We start from the raw sequence: 24,008 nt of genomic DNA, 5'->3' as shown, positions 1-24,008 counted from the left end.
GCGCGGTTGCGGGCGGGGCCCGCCGCGAACGTGGTCGCAACCAGCGCGAGCGCGGTCGGCGACGCGACAGCGGCACCCACACCCTGCAGAGCGCGCGCGGCAATGAGCATCTCTTCGTTGCTCGCCAGGCCGCACAGTAACGACGCGAGAGTGAACAGGCCGACGCCGCCGAGGAACATTCGCTTGCGGCCGAAACTGTCGCCGAGACGACCGCCGAGCAGCATCAGGCCGCCGAAGGTCAACGCGTACGACGTGAGCACCCAGTTTCGGTTCGCGTCGGACAGGCCGAGGTCTGCCTGCAGCGGCGCGAGGGCGAGATTGGCGACGGTGCCGTCCAGCACCACCATCAGCTGCAGTCCACTCAGCACGAGGATCGCCAGACCCAGGGCTCGGGCGGTCATGACGGCAGCTGGCCGGGAGGTCTCCACGGGGGTCAACGTTACCGACCGCCGGAAGTGAAGCCGGCGACCGGACCGATCACGATGATCGCGGGCGGGCGAATCCCCTCGTCGCGCACCCGTGCGGCCACCGACTGCAGATCTGCGCGCAGCACCCGCTGGGTCCGCAAGGTGCCCTCCTGCACGACGACGACCGGGGTCTCGGCGGGGCGTCCGCCCGCGAGCAGGGCGTCGGCGAACTGCCCGATGCGTTCGACGGCCATCAGCAGCACCAGGGTGCCGCGCAGTTTTGCGAGGGCATCCCAGTCGGTCAGCGAATCCGGATGGTCCGGTGCGACGTGTCCACTCACGACCACGAATTCGTGCGTGACACCGCGATGGGTGACGGGAACGCCGGCAGCGGACGGCACCGAGATCGCACTGGTGATACCGGGCACTACCGTCACCGGAACGCCCGCGGCGGTGCACGCCTCGAGTTCTTCGTACCCGCGCCCGAACACGTAGGGATCGCCGCCCTTGAGCCGGACCACGAACTTACCGGCCTTCGCGCGGTCGATCAGGATGTCGTTGATGACCTGCTGCGCCATCGCGCGACCGTAGGGCAGCTTCGCGGCGTCGATCACCTCGACGTGGGGGTCGAGTTCGGCGAGTAGTTCCTGGGGGGCGAGGTGGTCGGCGACCACGACGTCGGCGCGCGCGAGCAGGCGCCGTCCTCGGACCGTGACGAGGTCGGGATCGCCGGGTCCTCCTCCGACCAGCGCGACACCGACCGGCTTCGGAGCGCCGTCGGCCACCTCGGACACGGCTGCACCGGCGAGGGCTTCCCGGATCGACGTGCGCACCGCTGCGGACCGGCGATGGTCACCGCCGGCAAGAACACCGACGGTGAGCCCCTCGTAGTGCGTGGTCGCGGGTGTCACGGCGCTACCGAAACGGGCATTGTCGGCGCGCACGCAGAAGATGCGGCGGCGCTCCGCCTCCGCCACGATCGCTGCGTTGGTGTCCGGTTCGTCGGTGCATGCGAGCACGTACCAGGCGCCGTCGAGGTCACCGTCGAGATAGTCGCGCAACTCGAGGCCGATCTGCCCCTTCGTGGACATGCTCTCGACCACCGGGGTCGCCACTCGGGTGATGACGTGAACGTCGGCGCCGGACGCTACGAGCAGGCCCAGGCGCCGCTGGGCGACCGAGCCGCCCCCGACCACCACCACACGCCGGCCGGACAGGTTCAGGCCGACAAGATAGCTGGACTCGTCTGTGCTTGCGGATGACACGGTGAGGTCCCCAATTTCTGTGTGCGTCGGCGGACGCAGGCCGGCCCGCGGACGCGGACCGGCCTGTTGTCTTGCGGGCGGAAGAGTCAGACCGTGGCGGCCTCGGCCGGCGCGGCGGCCTCGATGTCGGAGACGACGTCGAGTTCGAGCGACCGGGTGCTCCAGTTCCACATACGGTCGAACAGTTCGGGGTCGTCCGACAACTTGACGCCCAGCGACGGCACCATTTCCTTCAGCTTGGGCTGCCATCCCGCCCACTGCTGTGGGAAGCAGCGTTCGAGGACGTCGAGCATCGCGGGCACGGCGGTGGAAGCCCCGGGTGAGGCACCGAGCAGACCACCGATGGTGCCGTCCTCGGCGGTGACGACGGCGGTGCCGAATTCCAGTACACCGCCCATTCCCTTACGCCGGATGACCTGGACACGCTGGCCGGCGACAATGAGTTCCCAGTCCTCGACGCGCGCTTCGGGCGCGAACTCCGACAGCGTCACGATGCGGTCGGCCGGAGACTGCGCCAGTTCACCGACGAGGTACTTGACCAGGCCGAGTTCGGTGGCGCCGACCCCGAGCATCGACATGAGGTTGTTCGGCTTGACCGACTTCGGCAGGTCCATGATCCCGCCCTGCTTGAGGAACTTCGGCGACCAGCCGGCGTAAGGGCCGAACAGCAGGCCCTGCTTGCCGTCGATCACGCGGGTGTCGAGGTGGGGAACCGACATGGGCGGTGCGCCGACGGCGGCCTTGCCGTACACCTTCGCGCTGTGCTGCGCGATGACATCGGGGTTGGTGCACCGCAGGAACGCGCCCGACACGGGGAAGCCACCGAAGCCCTTGGCTTCCTTGATCCCGGACTTCTGCAGCAGATGCAGCGCACCGCCACCGGCACCGACGAACACGAACTTGGCATGTACCTTGCGGGATTCGCCGGTCCGGCGGTTGCGGACCTTGACGATCCAGCTGCCGTCGGACTGCTTCGTCAGGTTCGTGACCTCGTGTCCGAAGAACACGGTGCCACCGGAGACGGCGACGTTGTTGATGAGCTGCTTGGTGAGCGCACCGAAGTCGACGTCGGTGCCCGTCTCGGTCCAGTTCAGGGCCACCGGATCGGAGAAGTCGCGGCCTCGGGCCATGAGCGGAAGCCGCTCGGCGAACCACTCGGGGCTCTCCGAGTACTCCATGCCGGCGAACAGCGGGTGACCGGCGAGCGCGTCGTAACGGGCGCGCAGATACTTCACGTTGTCCGCCCCGTGCACGAAGCTGACGTGCGGAATCGGGTTGATGAAGTTCTTGGGATCGGCAAGGATCCCGTTGTCGATCGCATATGCCCAGAACTGGCGCGAAACCTGGAACTGTTCGTTGACGTTGATCGCCTTGGCGATGTCGACCGAACCGTCGGGCTTTCCGGGGGTGTAGTTGAGCTCGCACAGTGCCGAGTGGCCGGTGCCGGCGTTGTTCCACGGGTCGCTGCTCTCCGCCGCAGCGGCATCGAGCCGCTCGAATGCGGTGATCGACCATTCCGGCTGCAGCTGACGCAACAGCGCACCGAGGGTCGCGCTCATGATGCCTGCACCGACGAGCACTACATCGGTTTTCGCCTCTACCACGTTCTCTGACACTGGGAAATCGACTTCCTTGTCTGGTTTCGCACGCGCCGCCGCGGTACCGCGCACCGCTCGCGTGAGTGTCCCGAACGCGTCCGTGGCATCTGCCGGAAACCCGATAGACCACGACCGCGCCGACTGCGACGAACAGGTTACCCGCGCGTTGACCGGCGTTTCATTTCACCTAATTGTGTACCCCCCGCAGCCGAACCCGGACACCAATAGGGTGTGACTGTGACTACTTGGCAGCCTGACATCCTCGGCGACGGGTACCAGCAGCTCAGTCTACCCTTGGGCAACGATCCCGACGGAGAGGGACAGATCTCGGCAACCCTCGTCCGGTATCAACCCGAGACCGCCGAACTACCCGACCGCGCCGTCCTGTACATACACGGGTTCACCGACTACTTCTTCCAACAGCACCTGGCCGAGCACTTCGCGGCGCAGGGGTATCGCTTCTTCGCCCTCGACCTGCGTAAGTGCGGTCGGTCCCGGCTTCCTCAGCACACTCCCCATTTCGTCACCGACCTCGAGTTCTACGACGCCGAACTCGAGGAGGCGCTGCGCATCGTCCGGGACGTCGTGGGCGGCGGCGTGCTTCTTGCCGCACATTCGACGGGCGGACTGGTCCTGCCGCTGTGGCTCGACCGGCTCAATCGTCGTCCCGGCGGTGCGGGCGGCGCCGGTGTGATCGGCGCCATCCTCAACAGTCCGTGGTTCGACCTGCAGGGCCCCTCATATCTGCGCAACGTCGGTACCGCGGCGATCGACGTCCTCGGGCGTCTGCGGCCGCGCGAGGCGGTGCCCGGGCAGAAGCTCGACACGTACGGGCTCAGCCTGCAGAGCGGCGGCTGGAGCTACAACCTCGACTGGAAGCCGCTGAGCGGATTTCCCGTCACGTTCGGCTGGCTTCGCGCCGTGCGGCGCGGGCACGCCCGACTGCATCGTGGTCTCGATGTGGGGGTGCCCTCGTTGATCCTGCGCTCGGGCGAATCACGGTTCGCACCGGAGTACGACCCGGCCGTCGATACGGTCGACGCAGTGCTCGACGTGCGCCAGATCGCGCGATGGGCCGGGTGCCTGGGCGATCGCACCACCGTTGTGCCGGTCACCGGGGCGCGTCACGATGTGTTCTTGTCCACTCCCGGCCCTCTGGCTACGGCATTCGAGGAATTGGACCTGTGGCTGGAATGGTTGGACGGTCACAGCACCGCAGCGCATGCCGCCGGTGCCCGCGCAGATGCTGCGCGACCACCATCCACGGAAGGACACGCGTGACCCATTACGATCTCGCGATCATCGGCACCGGATCGGGCAACTCGATCATCGACGAGCGCTACGACGACAAGCGCGTGGCGCTCCTCGAGAAGGGCACCTTCGGAGGCACGTGTCTCAATGTCGGTTGCATCCCGACGAAGATGTACGTCTATGCCGCCGAGGTCGCGCGGACGGTACGCACCGCCTCGAAGTACGGGGTCGACGCGTCCATCGACGGGTTCCGCTGGAACGAGATCGTCGATCGGGTCTTCGGGCGCATCGACCCGATCGCCGCGGGCGGGGAACGCTACCGGCGCGAGGGCTGCGCCAATGTGACGGTGTACGACGGGCACGCCCGATTCGTGGGTGAGCGCACCCTGGACACCGGAACGGGCGAGACGATCACCGCCGATCAGATCGTGGTGGCCGCGGGGTCGCGGCCGGATATCCCGCGCGAGGTTCTCGACGGCGGGGTGCGGTATCACACGAGTGACGACGTGATGCGCTTGCCGAAGCCGCCGGAATCCATCCTGATTCTCGGAACCGGTTTCATCGCCATGGAGTTCGCGCACGTCTTCTCCGCGCTCGGCACCAAGGTGTCGGTGATCGCACGGCGCGAGCGTCTTCTCCGGCATCTCGACACGGACATTTCCGAGCGGTTCACAGCACTGGCGCACGCCAAGTGGGATGTGCACCTGTCCAATCCCGCCCGCGCGTTCCGGCCGGCCGGCGACGGGGTCGAGGCCGAGCTTTCCGACGGCACGGTCCTCGCCGCCGACGCACTGCTGGTCGCGACGGGTCGTATTCCGAACGGCGACGAACTCGGTGTCGGAGCCGCGGGCATCGAAGTCGATCAGGATGGCCTCATCGTCGTCGACGAGTTCCAGCGCACCACCTCACGCGGTGTATTCGCGCTCGGCGACGTGTCGTCTCCGTACCAGCTCAAGCACGTCGCCAATCATGAAGCCCGCGTGGTGCAGCACAACCTGCTCCACGATGCGTGGAGCGGCGAGACGTCGATGCTGCGGCGCAGCGATCACCGATTCGTACCGTCTGCGGTGTTCACCGATCCGCAGATCGCGAGCGTGGGACTGACCGAGGAGGAGGCCCGCGCCGCCGGATACGACATCTCGGTCAAGATCCAGGATTACGGCAACGTCGCCTACGGGTGGGCGATGGAGGACACCGAAGGTTTCTGCAAGTTGATCGCGGACAGGGCCACCGGCCTACTGCTCGGCGCGCACATCATCGGCGCCCAGGCGTCGACGCTGATCCAGCCGCTCATCCAGGCGATGAGCTTCGGGCTCACCGCCCGGGAGATGGCCGAGGGCCAGTACTGGATCCATCCCGCGCTGCCCGAACTCGTGGAGAACGCGCTGCTCGGTCTGTGAGAACCGGCTACCAGCTGCCGGTACGCAGGGCGATCGCCGACGCGAACTCGGCGGGCGCCTGCGCCGGGACGTTGCCGACACCGGCGAGTTCGACCACCCGGAACTCACCGGTGACATAGCGCATCGACGCGTCCGCCTCGGCGCGCCGGTCGGGGTTGCCGATCACGATCGTGGTGGGCACCTCGGCCGCCGGCGCCGAGGCGTCGCGGATCCGGCCGTCCGGGCCGGCCACGGCGGGATGGCCGCGGTCGGCGACGACGAGGCTCACGAAACGACCGAAACGTCCGGCAGCCACCGACCACGCGAGCTCGGCACCCGCGCCGCTTCCGGCCAGGTGCACCCACGGCAGTTTCAGCTCGTCGAGCAGCGCGAAGACACCGCTCCCGTCCAGGCCGTCGATCGTTTCCGGCACCACGGTGCGCAGGTCCGAATTGTGCAGCCGCTCGCAGACTGTGTCGAAGACGTCCGCGGTCTCCCCCGCGTCGGGTAGCAGCAACACCGTGTGGCGGCTGTCGGGTCCCCCGATTCGCACCTGCGTCGGCCCTGCAGGCGTCGTCACCGTCCTCGATTCCATGCCCAGAAACGCTACACGTCTCTACGACCCGGCTTGCAGGACCCGATCGATCACCTGCTCACCCGTCACGGCAGAGTGAGGATCTCGCTGCCGGTGTCGGTGACGACGAGAGTGTGCTCGAACTGGGCGCTCCACTTACGGTCCTTGGTCACGACGGTCCAGCCGTCCTCCCAGATCTCGTAGTCGGGGGTGCCGAGATTGATCATGGGCTCGATCGTGAAGACCATGCCGGGCTCGAGGACGGTGTCGATGTCGGGCCGGTCGTAGTGCAGGATGACCAGGCCGTTGTGGAACGTCTCACCGATGCCGTGGCCGGTGAAGTCGCGCACGACGCCGTATCCGAAGCGGTTGGCGTAGGCCTCGATGACGCGGCCGATGACATTGAGCGCTCGACCCGGCTTGACGGCCTTGATCGCCCGCAGCGTCGCCTCTTCTGTGCGCTCGACCAGCAGACGCGCCTCCTCCGACACCTCGCCCGCCAGGAACGTTGCGTTGGTGTCGCCGTGCACGCCGTGGATGTAGGCGGTGACGTCGATGTTGACGATGTCGCCGTCCTCGATCACCGTGCTGTCCGGGATGCCGTGGCAGATGACCTCGTTGAGCGAGACGCACACCGACTTCGGGAATCCGCGGTAACCGAGGTCCGAGGGGTAGGAGCCGTGGTCGCACATGAACTCGTGGGCGATGCGATCGATCTCGTCGGTCGTGACTCCCGGAGCGACGGCCTTGCCCGCTTCGACGAGCGCCTGAGCGGCGATCTTCGACGCGATCCTCATCTTCTCGATCGTCTCGGGAGTCTGCACCCAGGGCTCGTTGCCCTCGTTAACCGTCGGCTTCCAGACGTACTCGGGCCGCTCGATCGCGGCGGGCACGGTACGGATCGGTGTCGGGGTTCCGGGGACGAGCGGGGCGCGCATAGACATGTTCTCCAGGTTAGTACCCGCGCCCCGATCCCCCGTCACGTCGGGTCGCTCAGGTCGTGGCGCCCTGCCGAAGCAGATAGCGCTGCACCTTTCCACTGGGAGTCTTCGGCAGGTGCGGAACGAAATGGACCGCGCGCGGGTACGCATGCGCCGCGAACTTCTTCTTCACGAGCTGCTGCAGGTCGGCTTCGAGCTCGTCGCCGCCGGTGACATCCTCGCGCAGGACCACGAACGCCTCGAGCACCTCCCCGCGCAGCTCGTCGGGCAACCCGACCACCGCGGCCTCGACCACATCCGGGTGCATCACCAGCACGGATTCGACATCGAACGGACCGATCCGGTAGCCCGCCATGATGATCACGTCGTCGTCGCGCGAGGAAAAGAAGTAGAAACCGTTCTCGTCGACCTTGCCGGCGTCACCGGTCAGATACCAGCGACCGTCCTCGGTGAACCGGTCCGCCGTCTTCTCCGGGGCGTCCACGTAACCGGTGAACCACACCAGGGGGCTGTTGTGAACGTCGATCGCGACGCGTCCGACCTCGCCGGGCCCGGCGATCTCGTCGCTGTCGTCGCGCAGCACAGCGCAGCTCCAACCGGGCAGGGGCTTACCCATCGACCGCTCCGGCACCTGATCGCGCAGCCCGTCGGCCCACGCGTCGACGACGAACATGCCGTGTTCGGTCTGCCCGTACTGATCACGCACGACCACTCCGAGGGTGTCCTTCGACCACGCCAGCACGTCGGGAGTCAGGGGCTCACCCGCCGATGACGCGCGCCGCAGCCGGACCGTCGCGTGCGGAGCGGTGTCGGCGCGCAGGCTCCGATACACGGTCGGGGCCGCAGCGAAGTTGGTCACGCCGAACTTGTCGAGAATCTGCCAGGTCAGTGCCGGTGAGAACCCGGCGTGCAGCAGGATGCTGCGCCGGCCGGCGGCCATCGGCCCGAGCAACGCGTAGTACAGCCCATACGCCCAACCGGGATCGGCCGCATTCCAGAAGACATCCTCCTCGCGCACGTCGAGTCCGAATTCGAGATAGGCATGGAAGGACGCGAGGGCCTTCACCGGCACCGGCACTCCCTTGGGGGTGCCGGTGGTGCCCGAGGTGAACAGCTGCACGAGACCGCCGTCGCCACCCACCGCTGCCGACGCGCCACGCGGATCATCGGCGCTGTGGGATTCGACGAGTCCGGCGAAGCTCAGGCCGACACCGCCGCCGTCGCCGGCCACCACGACCTGCCAGGCCGCGTCCTCCGGAATGTCCTCACCGGGTGCGAGTTTGCCGATCTGGTCGCCGTCGGCAATCACGACCTTGGTTCCGCTGGCCGCCAGCCGGAAGGCGATGGCCGGGGGCGCGAACGCCGTGAACAGAGGAACGTGCACTGCACCGCGACGCCAGATGCCCAGCACCGCGACCACGAGATCGGCGGACTTACCCATCAGAGTGGCGACGTGATCTCCGGGCTCGACACCGAGGTCGGCGAGTGCCGCTGCGAAGCGGGCCGACTGCTCCGCCAGATACCCGTAGGTCAGATCGGTGGAGGTGAGATCTGCGTCGATCACCGTGAAGGCCACCGCGTCCGCGGGATGGTCGTCGCACAGCAGCCGGGCTGCGGATGCGTCTGCGGTGTCGTAGCGGGCAAGCAACTCCCGTACACGGGTCGCTGAGTCGACCATCACTTCTGTCCTCTCGTCGAGCATTGTCACCGACCCGGAATTTCACGACACCCGGGTTCGGGCTCTATGATCCGTATCACACGACTGTTCCGATACCCCCGGAAAGGGGTGACCGACGGTGCCCAAAGGTCCCTCGTCGCTGCTCCGTCCCCGCGACGGCGACGCGCTCCGCGGCGAACTGCGCCGGACCGCGTCGCACGCGCAGATCCCGGTCGTCTTCGCAGGTGAGGTGCACCACGGGAGGCTGCATCTGAGTGAGTTCGTCGGCACCCGGACCACCGGCCTGGCCGGGGTGGTGGTTCCGCCGCGCGCCGGACTCGGCGGTCGTGCCATGGCCGAAGGCCGGACGTTCACGGTTGCCGACTACGGCCGTGCCGAGTCGATCACCCATCACTTCGACCGCCCGGTGCTCGGGGAGGGGCTGCGCTCGATCCTCGCGGTGCCCGTGCTCGTCGGCGGTGCGGCGCGCGCGGTGCTCTACGGAGCGGTACGCGAGTGCACCCCTCTCGGAGAGCGTGCGGTCGATGCCTTCATGCAGGCCGCGAATCGGCTCGCGGGCGAGATCGCGGTGCGCGACGAGGTGGACCGGCGGCTGGCGATGTTCACCCGTGCGCCGCAGGACCAGGATCCGGCAGCGTCGGCCGAGATCCGCGAAGTGCACGCGGAATTGCGGACTCTCGCGCAGGACACCGTCGACACGACCCTCCAGCAGCGATTGAGAGCGCTGTCGGACCGGCTCGCGGCCGCGCTCTCCGGGGAGGTCGACGGGCGGCCCGACGTAACCCTCTCTCCCCGCGAGACCGACGTTCTCTCGTACGTGGCGCTCGGCTGCAACAACACCGAGATCGCCCGGCGGCTGTCGGTCGGCGCCGAGACGGTCAAGAGCTACCTGCGCAGTGCGATGAGCAAACTCGACGTCCACTCCCGTCACGAAGCGGTCGCGGTCGCGAGGAGATCGGGCCTGCTGCCCTGATACGCTCCCACTCCGCGAATCGGTCGGGCGCCGAAGGAGTTCCGATGACCCACACAGCGTCGCAGCCCGAACTGAAGCGGGTGATGGGACCTGGGCTCCTGCTGCTGTTCATCGTCGGGGACATCCTCGGCACCGGTATCTACGCTCTCACCGGCAAGGTCGCCAACGAGGTCGGCGGTGTCGTGTGGTTGCCGTTCCTGGTCGCATTCGTCGTCGCGACGGTCACCGCGTTCAGCTATCTCGAACTGGTGACGAAATATCCGCGTGCCGCGGGCGCTGCCCTCTACACCCACAAGGCGTTCGGTATCCATTTCCTGACGTACATGGTGACGTTCGCGGTGATGGCGTCGGGCATCACATCCGCATCGACGGCCGCCCGGGCGTTCGCGGCCAACTTCGCCGAAGCCTTCGCACTCGACATCGCCGGCGGTATCGGAATCACTCTGCTGGGACTGGCGTTCATTCTCGTGGTCGCCCTGGTCAACTTCCGCGGCGTCAGCGAGAGCGTCAAGACCAATGTGGTGCTCACGTGCGTGGAACTGTCCGGTCTACTGATCATCATCATGATCGGGATGTGGGCGCTGGGTGTCGGCAACGGGGACTTCACTCGCGTCTTCGAGATCGACACCGGCGACCGCTCGGCGTTCTCCGCGGTCGTGGCCGGCACGGCGCTGGCGTTCTTCGCGATGGTCGGGTTCGAGGATTCGGTGAACATGGCCGAAGAGTGCAAGGATCCGAGCCGCATCTTCCCGAAGATGCTTCTGCTCGGCCTCGGCCTCACCGGCCTGGTCTACGTCCTGGTATCGATCACCTCGATCGCACTGGTCCCGGCCGACCAGCTCGGCGCCGGCGAGACGCCGCTGCTGAAGGTCGTCGAAGCCGGGGCCCCGGCGTTTCCGGTCGGCATCTTCGCGTTCATCACGATGTTCGCGGTCGCCAACACGGCGCTGATCAACATGCTGATGGCGAGTCGTCTGCTCTACGGAATCTCGAGCGAGGGTGTGGTGCCCGCAACGTTGGGGCGCGTGCATCGCACCCGGCGCACCCCGTACGTGGCGATCGCCTTCACCACGCTGCTCGCGATCGGGCTGATCACCTTCGTCGGTGAGATCCCCGAACTCGGCGGCACGACAGCGCTGTTGCTGCTCGGTGTGTTCGCCGTCGTCAACGTCGCGGTGCTGGTGCTACGCCGGGACCCGGTCGAGCACAAACACTTCCGGACTCCGACGATTCTTCCGGTGCTCGGCGCGCTCAGTTGCCTGTATCTGGTGTCGCCGTTCGTCGAGCGTCCGGCTGTGCAGTACCGGATCGCCGGATATCTGCTCGCGATCGGCGCCGCGCTGTGGTTCGTGACGTGGCTCGCCGCCAAGCGCGCGGGCCGCGAGGTGCCGAAAATCGATCCCGAGCATCTCGGGAAATAGCGGGCGTCACGCGCCTTCGGATCGGTATTCGGCGGGCAGCGCCGCGAACATGTCGCGGGTGACAGCCACGGCGTTGTCCGAGCTGCCGCCCCGCACCACGAGCGTGGCGAAGGCGAGGTCGCCGCGATAACCGACGAACCACGAGTGCGACCCACCCTCGACTTCGGCCTCGCCGGTCTTCCCGTAGACGTCACCCTGGTCGCGGATACGATCGGCGGTGCCGCTCGTGATGACCAGGCGCATCATGTCCCGGAGACCTTCGACCATGCCGGATTCGATCGGCGGGGGTGCCTCGTCGGTGATCGTGTCGCGGCCTCGGATCAGGTACGGAACCGGGGTGGCGCCGTTCGCGACGGTCGCCGCGGCCAGTGCCATCCCGAACGGGCTCACCACCACCTTGCCCTGCCCGAATCCGTCTTCGGTCCGCTCTACGAGGTCTTCTGCGGGGGGCACCGAGCCGGTGAACGTGGGCATGCCCACCACCTCGTAGTCGAGACCGACGCCGAACTGTTTCGCAGCGACCGTCAGTGCGTCCGGTGCCATCTCGGACGCGAGCTTGGCGAACGAGGTGTTACACGACCGCGCGAAGGCGGTGGCCATCGACACCGTCCCGAGGGCGAATTCGTTGTAGTTGGGGACACTGCGCTCGCCGATGGTGATCCGCCCCGGGCACGGGACCATGCTCTCCGGGGTCGCGAGGCCGGAGGAGATCGCCGCGCCGGAAGTGATGATCTTGAAGGTAGATCCGGGAGGGTACTGCCCTGCCAACGCAACCGGGCCGTCGCGGTCGGCTTCCTTGTTCTGAGCGACTGCGAGCACTGCGCCGGTCGAGGCCTCGATGACGACCGTCATGGCCTGCTCGGTACGAGCGTCGACGGCGGCCTGCGCCGCGACCTGGATGGGACGATCCAGGCTGATCGAGAACGACGGCACCGGCTGCGGTGGCGTCTCGGTGAGTACTCCGGTGTCGACCCCGTACTGGTTGACGACCACGACGCTCCAGCCCGCGGTCCCGTCGACCTCGTCGATCACCGTCTTCTTCACCTGGCCGACCAGATCAGGGGCGAACGAGCGGTCGGTTGCGACGAGGTCGGCCTGCTCGGTGACCGCCACACCCGCAATCCCGGAAAGCACTCCGGCGACCCGCTCGTAGTCCTCTTCCCGCAGCCGCATCACCGCGCGGGCACCGTCGGCCGCGGTGACCGACTCGGCGATCGACTGTGCGGTGAGCGACTTGTCGAACTGCGACAGTGCCGCAGACAGCGACCGAGCGGCCGACGCGACGTCTCTGCTCTTCGATGCGTCGAACGAAATCCCGTAGACGACACCGGGTACGAGGACATCACTGCCGGCATGCTCGTTGACGCGGGCGCGGGGAGCCGGGTTGCTGCGTAGCTGAACGGTCTGCCGGGCGCCGAGTTGCGGATGCAGGTCGGCTTTGTTCCAGCGGACCACCCAGGTGTCGCCGCTCCGACCCATCTGCAGTTCTCCGTCGTACTGCCAGATCCGGCCCTTCGGCAGAAGCCATTCGTAGTGGTAACCCACGGCCGCGGAATCACCATCGACACGCGCACCCGTCGTGGTCGCCGTCAGCGACTCGGCCTGCAGGCCGTCCCACATCTCGCTCATCGCCGCCGCGGCGTCGTCCGGCCGGTCGGAGTGCGCAGCGGCACCGGCGAAGTTCTGCGCCGCGAACTCACTGAGAAACAGTTGCGCGGCGGGCTCCGGCCCGGCGGCCTTCGGCGTGCACGCGACAACGACACCGATCAGCGCGGCGACCACCGCGGTAACGGCGACAACGCGGGACATGCGGCGGCACGATGGTGCCGGTGGAGCGGATCGAGGTCTCATCGATCGCCATCGTAGGGGGACAACCGCCGAAATCAGTCGAGGAGCACCGTCGAGAATGTCGCGACCTGTCGAAAGCCGACCCGGGCGTAGGCGGCACGGGCATGCACGTTGAAGCTGTTGACATACAGACTCGGCAGACGCCCGGACGCCGCGACAGCGACGCCGACCGCGGCAGTCCCGGCGGTGCCCAATCCTCCACCGCGCCGCGCCGGGTCCACCCACACTCCCTGGATCTGCCCGACCGTCGACGACTGCGATCCGACCTCGGCCTTGAACACGACCTCACCGTGTTCGAACCGCGCCCACGCCCGGCCGGCGGTGATGAGACTTGCCACCCGGCGGCGGTAGCTCGCTCCCCCGTCTCCGGAGCGGGGATCGATCCCCACCTCTTCGATGAACATCGAGATCGCGGCGGGTAGATAGGCGTCGAGTTCTTCCGGTCTGACGCGCCGCACCTGCCGATCGGGTTCGACGAGCGGTTCACGATCGAGAACCAGCAACGGTTGCTCGGCGCGGACCTCCCGTGGCGGTCCCCAGGTGGGCTCGAGCACCTCCCACATGGGCAGTGCGTATTCGGCCCTGCCCACCACCGATGAACACAGCCGTGGCCCTCGGACCGCGCGCTCGGCGAATGCCCGGATGTCGTCGGGGTTTCCGAGGAGCGGGATCAGGTTGGCGCCGGAGAAGCACAGCGACTGTTCGGGTCCGCCGCGGCTCCACATGTCTCCACCGACCCGGCGGTGATCGAGTCCGAACTCCTCGACGCGACCCGCAACCATGCATGCCGCCACCGGATCCCGGGCGAGCGCCCGCAATACCGCCGCGGAGTCGCGGTCGCCCAGCGACCGGACTCCCAGAAGCTTGAGCACACGCTCACCACCCGTCGAAATGCCGATAGGACATCAGAGTGCCACGCGTCACCGTCGCATGGAAACCGGGCACCGGTTCCTCACTGCCGTACCGCCGATCGGATCGCGCGCGCCCCACGGGGATCAGCCGACCGATACGACCGGACTGCCGGATGCTGCGTCGCCGGAGTCGGAGTTGCCTTCCATCTCCTCGGCGATGCGCATTGCCTCTTCGATGAGAGTTTCGACGATCTGAGCCTCGGGGACCGTCTTGATGACTTTGCCGTTGACGAAGATCTGTCCCTTGCCGTTGCCCGACGCAACCCCCAGGTCCGCTTCGCGCGCCTCACCGGGGCCGTTGACGACGCACCCCATCACGGCGACGCGCAGTGGGACCTCCATACCCTCGAGACCGGCGGTGACCTCGTCGGCGAGGGTGTACACGTCGACCTGCGCGCGGCCGCACGACGGGCACGAGACGATCTCGAGCTTGCGGGGGCGCAGGTTCAGCGACTGCAGGATCTGCGTGCCGACCTTGATCTCTTCGGCGGGCGGCGCCGACAGGGACACCCGAATGGTGTCGCCGATGCCCTCGGACAGCAGCGCCCCGAACGCGACGGCGGATTTGATCGTCCCCTGAAATGCGGGACCGGCCTCCGTCACGCCCAGATGCAACGGGTAGTCGGACTTCGCGGCGAGCTGCCGATAGGCCTCGACCATGACGACCGGGTCGTTGTGCTTGACGGAGATCTTGATGTCGCCGAAGCCGTGCTCCTCGAACAGGCCGGCCTCCCACAACGCCGACTCGACGAGGGCCTCGGGGGTGGCCTTCCCGTACTTGTGCAGGATCCGCGGGTCGAGCGAACCGGCGTTGACGCCGATACGGATCGGGATACCGGCATCGCCCGCGGCCTTCGCGACCTCTTGGACGCGGCCGTCGAACTCCTTGATGTTGCCGGGGTTCACCCGCACGGCCGCGCAACCGGCGTCGATCGCGGCGAAGATGTAGCGCGGCTGGAAGTGGATGTCGGCGATGACCGGTATCTGGCTCTTCTTCGCGATCGTCGCGAGCGCGTCGGCGTCCTCCTGCCGGGGGCACGCGACCCGGACGATGTCGCATCCGGCGGCGGTCAGTTCGGCGATCTGCTGGAGCGTCGCGTTGATGTCGTGCGTCTTGGTGGTGCACATCGACTGCACCGACACGGGATGGTCGCTGCCGACACCGACACCGCCGACCATGAGCTGTCGGGTCTTGCGCCGGGGCGCGAGGACCGTGGGGACTTCGGGCATGCCCAATCCGACGGGGCTGGTCACAGTTCGCCTTCTTTCGTAGCTACCCGGCGATTCTACCGGCGACGGTCAGAACAGCTGGATGGGGTTGACGATGTCCGCAGTGAGTGTGAGCACCATGAAGGCGCCGCCGATGACCACTGCGACGTAGGTCAAAGGCAACAGCTTCATGTAGTCGACGGGTGCGCCGGCGGGCTGACCGCGCAGGCCTCGCACCCAGTTCCGTATGCGTTCGTAGATCGCGACGGCCATGTGCCCGCCGTCGAGCGGCAGCAACGGCACGAGGTTGAATGCGCCGAGGAAGAAGTTCAACTGCGCCAGGAGCAGCACGAACGACTCCCAGATACCGCGCTCGGCGAACTGGCCTCCGATGACACTCGCACCCACCACACTGACCGGGGTGTCGATCGAGCGTTCGCCTCCGGTCACGGCGGTCCACAGGTCCGCGACCTTGCTCGGCAGGCTCACGAGGGCCTCCGCGGTGCGGGCGACGAGGTAACCGGTGAAGTCGAAGGTTGCCGGCACCGCGGACAGCGCAGTGTGCTCGGTGACCGACGGCTCGCCACCCACGCCGATGGCTCCGACATTTCGCGACACCGGTTCGGCGTCGGGGCGGGTGCTCTCGTACACCCAGCGCTGCACGGGTTCGACGGTGACGGGCAGGGTCAGCGTCTCGTCGCCGCGCTGAACCGTGAATTCGGCCGTGCCTGTCAGCGGCTGTGTTGCCCGTACGAGGTCGCCGAATGTCTCGACCGATTCACCGTCGACCGCGACGATCACGTCGCCCGGCACGATCCCCGCGGCTTCGGCCGGGCCGATCCCCGAGCAGTCGGCGGGAGTGTAGTCGGGGGGTCCGGCCTGCGACGGCGCGACGCATCCGACGCTGCCGACCACCGCACGGTTGTCGGTGTTGGGCAGTCCGGCACTCACTGCGAGGCCGTAGACGAGCACGATGCCGAGCAGGAAGTTCATCCCGATTCCGCCGGACATCACAACCAGACGCTTCCACGTCTTCTGCTTGTACATCGCGCGGTCGTGCTCGTCGGGCTCGAGCTCGTCGAGCGCCGTCATCCCGGCGATGTCGCAGAATCCGCCGGCCGGGATCGCCTTGAGCCCGTACTCGGTCTCGCCGCGACGGAACGAGAACACCCGCGGACCGAAGCCGATGTAGTAGCGCCGGACCTTCATCCCGAGCTTCTGGGCCGTCCACATGTGACCGGCCTCGTGCAGCGCGATGGAGATGGCGATGCCGAGGGCAAAGATCACAACGCCCAGTACGAACATCATCTGTGGCCGAGCCTCCTACTTCACGAGTGTGCGGGCCCGGTTGCGGGCCCAGCTGTCGGCGGCGAGAACATCGTCCACGGTAGCGGGTGCAGCGGTCCATCCGTCCGCCTCGCCCAGGACGGCCTCGCGGTACGGACGATGCGGGGGAACGACAGGTCACCCGACAGGAACGCCTCGGCGGCGATTTCGTTGGCCGCGTTGTAGACGGCCGTCAGGCATCCGCCGCCACTCCCGGCCGCACGTGCGAGCTCGATTGCGGGGAACACGTCGTTGTCGAGAGGTTCGAATTCCCACGTCGACGCGGTCGAGAAGTCGAGGGCGGGGGCCGCGTCGGGCACCCGGTCCGGCCAGCCCAGGGCGAGCGCGATCGGAAGCTTCATCGACGGCGGCGACGCCTGCGCCAGGGTCGACCCGTCGGTGAAGGTCACCATCGAATGCACGATGGACTGGGGATGCACTGTGACGTCGATCCGGTCGTACCCGATCCCGAACAACAGGTTCGCCTCGATGAGCTCGAGGCCCTTGTTGACGAGGGTCGCCGAGTTGAGCGTGTTCATCGGGCCCATCGACCACGTGGGGTGGGCACCCGCCTGGTCGGGGGTCACCGATTCGAGTTCCTCGGCAGCCCAGCCGCGGAACGGGCCGCCGGAAGCGGTGAGCACGAGCCTCGCGACCTCGTCGCCGCTGCCGCCGCGCAGGCACTGCGCGAGCGCCGAGTGCTCCGAGTCGACGGGCACGATCTGCCCGGGCTCGGCGGCGGCGGTGACGAGGGCACCGCCCGCGACGAGCGATTCCTTGTTGGCGAGCGCGAGCCGGGCGCCGGTTGCGAGGGCAGCGAGTGTGGGTTCGAGGCCGAGCGAGCCGACGAGCGCATTGAGCACGACATCCGCTTCGGCTTCGCGAACCAGATCGGTGACGGCGCCGGGACCGCTGCGGACCGGCACGCCGAGCCGGGTAGCGGCGGCCGGATCGGCGACCGCGATCTCGGTGGCGCCGGTCGCGCGGATCTGGTCGGCGAGCAGGTCGATGTTGCCGCCGCCCGCGGCGAGGCCGACGACTTCGAAGCGGCCGGCGTTCGCGGCGATCACCTCGAGTGCCTGGGTACCGATGGAGCCGGTGCTGCCGAGCAGCAGCACACGTGTACGCGGAGAGGGTTCTGTGTCGGCCACAGGATCATTGTTCCCGACTCACCTGAGCGCTACCTGAAGCGGTGGTGAAACTCGGGCCCCACTTCGTACGACGGTCGGTCGTATGTCACGATATGCGGCAAGAGGACCATCTGGGAAGCAGGAGGAAACGGTGGCCGGTACCGAGTTGCAGTCCACTCACTTCGACACGGCAGCAGAAGTGCCGTCGGCCGAGTGGGGGTGGAGCGGGGAAGCCCCGCGGCTATTCCGTGCGGCAGGCTGGTTCTTCGCCGTCTTCCTGCTGCTGATGCTGATCGGCAACCACAGCGGCAACGTCGAGAACCTGTTCCTGATCGGTTTCGCCGCCGCGCTCGTGCTGATCCTGGTGCGCGACATCTTCCGTCGCCGCCGCATGCGGTAGCCGACCCACAGCACACGACACCCGAGCCGGAGTTCTGCTCCCGGCTCGGGTGTCGTCGTTCTATCGGGGTCCGCGGCGGCACCCGGGAGCTCTCACACCTCGAGCCACCGAGGAGCCCGCTTCTCGGCGAAGGCGCGGGGACCTTCCTGCGCGTCCTCGCTGTGGTAGCAGTGCTCGGACGCGTGCCGGGCGGCCTGCAGCGCCGCGGAGCGTCCCATCTCGGTCGAGAGCATCACCGTGTCGCGGGCAGCCTTCACCGACAGGGGGGCACCCGCAAGAATGTCGCGGGCCAGTCCGAGCGCGGCGCCGAGGAGATCCGCGGGTTCGGCCAGCCTGTTGACCAGGCCGATCTCGTACGCCCGGGTCGCACTGATGGGTTTACCGGTCAGCAGGATTTCCATCATGATCCGCTGCGGAATCATGTGGATCAGGGGCGACGCCCACGGCGAACTCCTGCCCACCTTCACCTCGGTGACCGCGAACGTCGCGGTCGTACTGGCAACGCACAGGTCGCAGCTCTGGGCGATCAACCAGCCGCCGGCGAACGCGGCGCCGTTGACGGCCGCGATGGTCGGTTTGGTCAGTTCGATGTTGTCGTAGGGCACCGGAATCAGGTCGCGGGGCGGAACTCGCATGCCCGTTTCCACCATCTCCTTGAGATCGCCGCCGGCACAGAACGCCTTCTCTCCCGATCCGGTGAGGATGGCGACGCGCAACGCGGGATCTGTCTCGAAGCGTTCCCAGGCCGCGAACAGGCCTTGCCGCACCTCTTCGGTAAGGCAGTTCCGGGTTTCCGGCCGGTTGAGAGTGAGGACGGCGATGCCGTCGTCCCGCGCGTCGAACAGTACGGCGTCGCTCATCAGAAACCTCGCTGCGCAATCGTGTGGGCCTCGCGTGACAGGTCTTCCCGGAAATCGGGGTGGGCGATGGCTATCAGGCGTCGGGTGCGTTCGGCGAGGCTCCGGCCCCGGAGCTCGGCCGCACCGAACTCGGTGACGACCACGTCGACATCGTTGCGCGCCGTGGTCACCGGTCCGGACAGTCGGGCGGTGATCCGGCTGATCGTGCCGCCCTTGGCGGTGGCGGGGAGCGCCATGATGGCGTGCCCGCCCCGGGAACGCGCACCGGCACGGACGAAGTCCACCTGACCGCCTGTTCCCCCGAGGTAGGCGGATCCGGTCTGCTCGGCGTTCACCTGACCGGTGAGGTCGACCTCCATCGCCGAGTTGACGGTGACCAGTTTCTCCAGCTGGGCGAGCACTGCCGCGTCATGAGTGTAGGAGGTTGTGCGCATGCGAATCTGCCGATTGCGGTGCGCGAAATCGTAGAGACGCCGCGTGCCGATCAGAGCACCGGTGATCGACACTCCCCTGTCGATCTGCTTGCGCGCGTTGGTGACTGCGCCCGCTTCGACGAGATCGACGAGGCCGTCCCCGAGCATTCCCGAATGCACGCCGAGATCCTTGCGGTCGGACAGCAGACGGAGAATTGCGTCCGGGACGGCACCGATCCCCATCTGGAGGACCGACCCGTCCTCGATGTACTCGGCGGCGTGGCGGGCAATGGCTTCGTCGATCTCACCGATCCGCCCGGGCGGCACCTCGACGGGTGGTCGTGAGACGTGCACGGCGTAATCGATTTTCGAGGCCGGAAGCAGTTCTCCGTACGTGAACGGCACCTGATCGTTCACCTCGGCGACGACGACGCGGGCCTTCGCGACCGCGGCCTGCACGTAATCGCTTGTGAGACCGAAACTGTGGTTGCCGTCGGCATCGGCAGGAGCGACCTGCACGAAGGCGACGTCGCATCCGATGACCCCCGCCTCGATCATGGGACCGACCTGACTGACGTGGCACGGGATCACGGAAAGGCGGTGCGCCTTCGTCATCGACCGCAAGGCACCGATCGCACCCATGCTCGCCAGCGAGAAGCTTTCGGCCGTCTCCGGGGTGAAGATCCCCGAGAAACTCGTCGCGACGAAGGCCGACAATCCGCCGACGTCGCGGCCCCGTGCGATCAGCGCTTCGATCAGTGTCGACGGTTCGCCACATGCCTGGCCGATCACGATCCGGTCGCCGGCGCGCAGGAATTCGCGGAGATCGACGGCCCCGGTTATCGCGGCGGCGCCGTTGGCGCTGTGAATACTCATGCGTCGTCCAGGTGGGGCTGACGGGAGCACGGCTCCGCGGCGACGCGAAGTGCGTCGACTATTTCGTCGGTGTGTGCACCCAGCCTGGGCGCGGGCCCGGAGATGTGGCCGGGAGTGCGCGAGAACCACGTCGGGGGGCCCGGGTAACGCACCGCTCCGTACGGTGAGTCGACCTTCTCGAAGAACCCGACTTCCTCGAGATGCGGGTTGTCGAACAGTTCGTCGAGGGTGCGGACGGGAGCCGCGGGGATATCGCGTGAGCGCAGCAGATCGAGCCATTCCTGCGTCGTCCGTTCCCGGAACGTATCGCCGAGCAGTTGGTAGACCTCGTCGATTCGGCGCGCCCGCTGTTCGAGAGTCGCGAAATGTTCGCCGGCCCAAGCCGGTTTCACGGCGTCGACAAATGCCGCCCACTGTTTGTCGTTGTAGACGAGCGCCGAGATCTGCCCGTCCTCGGTGCGGTACGGCTTCCGATTGGGCGCCACCACACGCGGATACACCGCGGGTCCGAGCGGAGGCGTGAACATCGCGCCGTTGGCGTGTTCGACGAGCATGAATGCCGCCATGGTTTCGAACATGGCGACCTCGACTTCCTGCCCCTCGCCCGTCCGCTCGCGGTGGAACAGCGCCATCATGGTCGCGTAGAGCGCGGTCATCCCGGCGACCTTGTCGGCGATGATGGTGCCGACGTAGCCCGCCTCGCCGGTCAGTTGTTCCTGTGCGGACGGCAGACCGCATTCGGCCTGGATGGTGTCGTCGTAGGCGGTGAGGTTCGAGTCGGGACCACCGCGACCGTAGCCGTAGCAGTTGGTGTAGACGATCGACGGGTTGAGGGCCGCGACTTCGTCGTATCCGAAGCCGAGATCGGCGATTGCCGTCGCACGCATCGAATGGATGAACACGTCGGCATCGACGATCAGCTCGCGCAGTGTCGCTCGGCCCTCGTCGGATCTCAGATCCAGGACGACGCTGCGTTTGCCACGGTTGACGTTGACGAAGACACCGCCCATTCCCGGTTCGGGCCCGACCGAAATGTAGCGGGTGTTGTCGCCGGCGGGTGGCTCGATCTTGACGACATCCGCTCCCATGTCGGCCATGATCTGGGTGCAGTACGGACCCATCACCATCGCCGTCAGGTCGACGACACGCACTCCGGACAGTGGACCTGGGTGATTCATCGACAGAACCTCACTGTGCTGCATCGGGTCGGATTTCCCGGCTGGATCTCGTCAGCCCGGGACGGGCGCAAAACTATCAGATGAATCCTTACAAGGATAGTGGTATGACTGGGTGGTGGAGAAAATGAACACTGTGCCGGGAACGATCGACAAGATCCTCGATGTCGCATTGGCGTCGCGCCCCGATTCACCCGCACTCGAGGCCGTCTCGGGCATCTGGTCGTATGCCGAACTGGACGAGCAGGCGCGGCGGGCCGCCGGCGCCCTGTGGTCGCTCGGTGTGCGCCCCGGTCACCGCGTGGCCGCATGCCTGCCCAACGACCTGGACATCGTTGCGGCCTTCCACGGCGCGCAGCGCATCGGAGCCGTGTGGGCCGGAATCGGCGAAGCCCTCTCCGAAGCCGAGCAGCAGAATCTGCACGACATCTGCGACCCAGCGGTGACACTCGCCGGCGAACACTGCAAACTGCGCGTCGCCGATCGCGTGGACTCCGATCGGTGGACGGAACTCCTGACGCACAGCGACCGGGCCCCCGCCCTCGAGCTCGACCTCGACGCCCCTGCCGGAATCGCCTTCACCAGTGGCACTTCGGGACATCCCAAGGCGGTCGTGCACAGTCAGCGCAATCTTCTCCTACCGGGCGCGGTTCTCGTCGCCACCCGGGGTTGGGGACCAGAATTGCGTAAGGGCGACAGTTTCCCCCTGACGATCCTCAATCTCATGGTGCTGTCCACCCTGCTCACCGCGCAGGCAGGCGGATGCGCGGTCGTGATGAACCGGCGGAATCTCGAGGGTGTCGCCGAGTGGATCACAACGCGGCGCGTCACCGTGTGGAACGGTGCTCCGGCCCAGCTCCACGACCTCGCCACACGTCCGGACCTCGACCTCGGCACCGTCGAGGAAGTGTGGAGCGGAGGAAGCGACACCCCCGACGCGTTGCGCCGGGCATTCGCCGACGCACACGGGCTCGTCCCGCGCGTCACCTACGGCCTGACCGAGGCTCCCACCGTCGTGTCGATCGACCCGCCTGGAAGCGAGTGGCAGCCGGGCACCAGCGGACGGATGCTGCCTCACTACGACGTCGCCGCGTACGACGACGCAGGTCACCGCCTTCCGGCAGGCGAACTCGGCGAACTGCGATTGTCCGGCGCCACCACCGGACCGTGGGCGGGGGCGTGGACACCGATGGTCGGATTCCTGGAGCGCGGCGAGATCCGCCCACCGGAGCCGGGCCCGTTCCCTACCGGCGACATCGGGACCGTCGACGAGGACGGATGGTTGACCGTGCTGGACCGCAAGAAGCTCGTCATCATCCGGGGAGGGGCGAACGTTTATCCCCTCGAGGTCGAGCGGGTCATCGCCACTCACCCGCATGTCACGAAGGTCGCCGTGTATGCGGTACCCGACGAGCGGCTCGGGCAGCGGGTGGCCGCTGTGGTCGAAAGCCCGTTCTCTCAGCCGGATTTCACGTCCCTCACCGAGCTCTGCCGACGCGAGCTCTCAGCGTACAAGATCCCCGAAATCTGGACCCGGGTCGACGCTCTGCCCGTCAACGCCATGGGCAAGATCCAGCGCGCCGGGTTGCCCGAACTCGTCGAGGCGCATCGTCGCTCGGGGTCGATCTGAGCAACGGCACTCGCCTGTGTCCGTCAGTGCAAGAATTCGTCGCACCTACGAACTTAAGGAGACCTTGTGGCGCTGAACCGCGATATCGCCGCACGGATGTTCGGCCTCGAAGACCGGGTCGCGATTGTGACCGGCGCGTCGTCGGGTCTCGGCGCTTCGGTCGCCGAAACGCTCGCATCGCTGGGCGCCCGGGTCGCCGTGGTGGCCCGCAGGAAAGACCGTCTGGAAGAACTCGCGGAGCGGATCGGCGGTCTCGCGGTGACCTGCGACCTGTCGGATCTCGACAGGGTCGGCGACGTCGTACCGGCCGTCGCCGAGGCTCTCGGTCCGCCGGAAATTCTCGTCAATGCGGCGGGCAGCATGTTCACGGAGGAACGGGCCGAGTCCGAACCGCTCGACGCGATGCGCCGGACCATGGATCTCAACCTGCTCGCGCCGTTCCGCCTCGCGCAGGATGCCTTCCCGCACATGCGCGCTGTGGGCCGAGGCGCGATCGTCAACGTGTCGTCGATCAGTGGCCGGGTCGGTATCCCAGGAATCCCCCAGGCCTCCTATGCGGCGAGCAAGCTCGGATTGTCCGGCCTGACCGCCGAACTCGCAGTGCAGTGGGCTCGCCACTCGATTCGCGTGAACACGGTGGCTCCCGGCTTCTTCCGGAGTGAGATCACCGGCCCCCTCTACGAGAATGAGCGCCCGACCGAATATCTCCGCAAGAACACCCCACTGCCGAAGGAGTGCACCCC

The 24,008-nt window shown here is 67.3% G+C and carries 20 protein-coding genes and 1 pseudogene; 7 read left to right on the top strand and 14 right to left on the bottom strand.

The genetic code is table 11. The annotated features are described in order from the left end of the window. The 3 genes from Q8814_RS13725 to mqo form a co-directional block, all read right to left on the bottom strand. On the bottom strand, positions 1–401 hold a 401-nt coding region (locus Q8814_RS13725; RefSeq protein WP_330152574.1), incomplete at its 3' end, for an MFS transporter. Between the two features lie 38 nt (positions 402–439). Beyond that, positions 440–1,672, bottom strand: coding sequence for a uroporphyrinogen-III C-methyltransferase (gene cobA / locus Q8814_RS13720; protein WP_330152573.1), 1,233 nt, complete (start codon positions 1,670–1,672; stop codon positions 440–442). An 86-nt stretch (positions 1,673–1,758) separates the two neighbouring features. After that, a complete protein-coding gene (gene mqo / locus Q8814_RS13715) occupies positions 1,759–3,288 on the bottom strand; it encodes a malate dehydrogenase (quinone) (RefSeq protein WP_330152572.1) in 1,530 nt (509 codons plus the stop codon). A 219-nt stretch (positions 3,289–3,507) separates the two neighbouring features. Between mqo and Q8814_RS13710 the strand changes: the two genes are divergently transcribed. Both Q8814_RS13710 and mtr read left to right on the top strand, forming a co-directional pair. Beyond that, a complete protein-coding gene (locus Q8814_RS13710) occupies positions 3,508–4,551 on the top strand; it encodes an alpha/beta hydrolase (RefSeq protein WP_330152571.1) in 1,044 nt (347 codons plus the stop codon). Next, a complete protein-coding gene (mtr, locus tag Q8814_RS13705) occupies positions 4,548–5,921 on the top strand; it encodes a mycothione reductase (RefSeq protein WP_330152570.1) in 1,374 nt (457 codons plus the stop codon). The genes Q8814_RS13710 and mtr overlap by 4 nt, the downstream gene beginning before the upstream one ends. 7 nt (positions 5,922–5,928) lie before the next feature. Here the strand turns inward: mtr and Q8814_RS13700 are convergent, their stop codons facing one another. From Q8814_RS13700 to Q8814_RS13690, 3 genes are all read right to left on the bottom strand, one after another. Next, positions 5,929–6,495 carry an alpha/beta fold hydrolase gene (locus Q8814_RS13700; protein WP_330152569.1) on the bottom strand — a complete coding sequence of 189 codons (567 nt, stop codon included), beginning with the start codon at positions 6,493–6,495 and terminating at the stop codon, positions 5,929–5,931. A 65-nt stretch (positions 6,496–6,560) separates the two neighbouring features. Continuing rightward, a complete protein-coding gene (gene map / locus Q8814_RS13695) occupies positions 6,561–7,418 on the bottom strand; it encodes a type I methionyl aminopeptidase (protein ID WP_330152568.1) in 858 nt (285 codons plus the stop codon). 49 nt (positions 7,419–7,467) lie between these two features. Beyond that, positions 7,468–9,093, bottom strand: a complete 1,626-nt coding sequence (locus Q8814_RS13690) for an AMP-binding protein (protein WP_330152567.1) — start codon at positions 9,091–9,093, stop codon at positions 7,468–7,470. A 118-nt stretch (positions 9,094–9,211) separates the two neighbouring features. Here Q8814_RS13690 and Q8814_RS13685 point away from each other — a divergent pair, with 118 nt between their 5' ends. After that, positions 9,212–10,066: a LuxR C-terminal-related transcriptional regulator gene (locus tag Q8814_RS13685; RefSeq protein WP_330152566.1), complete on the top strand. Its 855-nt coding sequence runs from the start codon at positions 9,212–9,214 to the stop codon at positions 10,064–10,066. Between the two features lie 44 nt (positions 10,067–10,110). Beyond that, positions 10,111–11,487, top strand: coding sequence for an APC family permease (locus tag Q8814_RS13680; RefSeq protein ID WP_330152565.1), 1,377 nt, complete (start codon positions 10,111–10,113; stop codon positions 11,485–11,487). Between the two features lie 6 nt (positions 11,488–11,493). Here Q8814_RS13680 and Q8814_RS13675 read toward each other — a convergent pair whose 3' ends face one another. The 5 genes and pseudogenes from Q8814_RS13675 to dxr form a co-directional block, all read right to left on the bottom strand. Beyond that, on the bottom strand, positions 11,494–13,296 hold the full coding sequence (locus tag Q8814_RS13675) for a penicillin-binding transpeptidase domain-containing protein (protein ID WP_330152564.1): 1,803 nt from the start codon (positions 13,294–13,296) through the stop codon (positions 11,494–11,496). 74 nt (positions 13,297–13,370) lie between these two features. After that, entirely contained in the window at positions 13,371–14,207 is an 837-nt protein-coding gene (locus Q8814_RS13670) for a GNAT family N-acetyltransferase (protein ID WP_330152563.1), read from the bottom strand. 123 nt (positions 14,208–14,330) lie between these two features. Further along, positions 14,331–15,500 (bottom strand): flavodoxin-dependent (E)-4-hydroxy-3-methylbut-2-enyl-diphosphate synthase, encoded by a 1,170-nt coding sequence (gene ispG, locus Q8814_RS13665; RefSeq protein ID WP_330152562.1) that lies wholly within the window; start codon positions 15,498–15,500, stop codon positions 14,331–14,333. A 45-nt stretch (positions 15,501–15,545) separates the two neighbouring features. Then, complete coding sequence (locus tag Q8814_RS13660; protein ID WP_330152561.1) at positions 15,546–16,763, bottom strand: M50 family metallopeptidase; 1,218 nt, start codon at positions 16,761–16,763, stop codon at positions 15,546–15,548. A 15-nt stretch (positions 16,764–16,778) separates the two neighbouring features. Next, positions 16,779–17,932, bottom strand: a pseudogene (gene dxr / locus Q8814_RS13655) (1-deoxy-D-xylulose-5-phosphate reductoisomerase). A gap of 130 nt (positions 17,933–18,062) precedes the next feature. Here dxr and Q8814_RS13650 point away from each other — a divergent pair. Continuing rightward, the gene (locus Q8814_RS13650) at positions 18,063–18,311 is read left to right on the top strand and encodes a DUF2631 domain-containing protein (RefSeq protein WP_330152560.1); all 249 of its coding nucleotides are present in this window, start codon (positions 18,063–18,065) and stop codon (positions 18,309–18,311) included. 92 nt (positions 18,312–18,403) lie between these two features. Here the strand turns inward: Q8814_RS13650 and Q8814_RS13645 are convergent, their stop codons facing one another. Genes Q8814_RS13645 through Q8814_RS13635 form a run of 3 tightly spaced genes read right to left on the bottom strand, consistent with a single transcriptional unit; the run spans position 18,404 to position 21,638 of the window. Continuing rightward, positions 18,404–19,171, bottom strand: coding sequence for an enoyl-CoA hydratase/isomerase family protein (locus tag Q8814_RS13645; RefSeq protein WP_330152559.1), 768 nt, complete (start codon positions 19,169–19,171; stop codon positions 18,404–18,406). Further along, a complete protein-coding gene (locus tag Q8814_RS13640) occupies positions 19,171–20,460 on the bottom strand; it encodes an acetyl-CoA hydrolase/transferase family protein (protein ID WP_330152558.1) in 1,290 nt (429 codons plus the stop codon). The genes Q8814_RS13645 and Q8814_RS13640 overlap by 1 nt, the downstream gene beginning before the upstream one ends. Further along, positions 20,457–21,638, bottom strand: coding sequence for a CaiB/BaiF CoA transferase family protein (locus Q8814_RS13635; RefSeq protein ID WP_330152557.1), 1,182 nt, complete (start codon positions 21,636–21,638; stop codon positions 20,457–20,459). Before Q8814_RS13635 ends, Q8814_RS13640 begins: the two co-directional genes overlap by 4 nt. A gap of 124 nt (positions 21,639–21,762) precedes the next feature. On the opposite strand from Q8814_RS13635, the gene Q8814_RS13630 reads away from it, so the two are divergent. Together Q8814_RS13630 and Q8814_RS13625 are read left to right on the top strand one after the other, a co-directional pair. After that, the gene (locus Q8814_RS13630; protein ID WP_330152556.1) at positions 21,763–23,265 is read left to right on the top strand and encodes a class I adenylate-forming enzyme family protein; all 1,503 of its coding nucleotides are present in this window, start codon (positions 21,763–21,765) and stop codon (positions 23,263–23,265) included. A gap of 66 nt (positions 23,266–23,331) precedes the next feature. Continuing rightward, positions 23,332–24,008: SDR family NAD(P)-dependent oxidoreductase (locus Q8814_RS13625; RefSeq protein ID WP_330152555.1), on the top strand; the 677-nt coding region annotated here is incomplete at its 3' end.

The sequence above is a fragment of the Rhodococcus chondri genome, assembly GCF_036327435.1.
Taxonomy (GTDB): domain Bacteria; phylum Actinomycetota; class Actinomycetes; order Mycobacteriales; family Mycobacteriaceae; genus Rhodococcus; species Rhodococcus chondri.
This window is presented reverse-complemented; position numbering and strand designations above follow the sequence as displayed.

Excerpts from the sequence above, each read along its gene's own strand:
- Q8814_RS13640 (WP_330152558.1), bottom strand. The coding sequence starts at position 20,460 with ATGAGTATTCACAGCGCCAACGGCGCCGCCGCGATAACCGGGGCCGTC.
- Q8814_RS13700 (WP_330152569.1), bottom strand. The coding sequence starts at position 6,495 with ATGGAATCGAGGACGGTGACGACGCCTGCAGGGCCGACGCAGGTGCGA.
- Q8814_RS13635 (WP_330152557.1), bottom strand. The coding sequence starts at position 21,638 with ATGAATCACCCAGGTCCACTGTCCGGAGTGCGTGTCGTCGACCTGACG.
- Q8814_RS13660 (WP_330152561.1), bottom strand. The coding sequence starts at position 16,763 with ATGATGTTCGTACTGGGCGTTGTGATCTTTGCCCTCGGCATCGCCATC.
- Q8814_RS13645 (WP_330152559.1), bottom strand. The coding sequence starts at position 19,171 with ATGAGCGACGCCGTACTGTTCGACGCGCGGGACGACGGCATCGCCGTC.
- Q8814_RS13630 (WP_330152556.1), top strand. The coding sequence starts at position 21,763 with ATGAACACTGTGCCGGGAACGATCGACAAGATCCTCGATGTCGCATTG.
- map (WP_330152568.1), bottom strand. The coding sequence starts at position 7,418 with ATGTCTATGCGCGCCCCGCTCGTCCCCGGAACCCCGACACCGATCCGT.
- Q8814_RS13675 (WP_330152564.1), bottom strand. The coding sequence starts at position 13,296 with ATGTCCCGCGTTGTCGCCGTTACCGCGGTGGTCGCCGCGCTGATCGGT.
- Q8814_RS13690 (WP_330152567.1), bottom strand. The coding sequence starts at position 9,093 with ATGGTCGACTCAGCGACCCGTGTACGGGAGTTGCTTGCCCGCTACGAC.
- Q8814_RS13680 (WP_330152565.1), top strand. The coding sequence starts at position 10,111 with ATGACCCACACAGCGTCGCAGCCCGAACTGAAGCGGGTGATGGGACCT.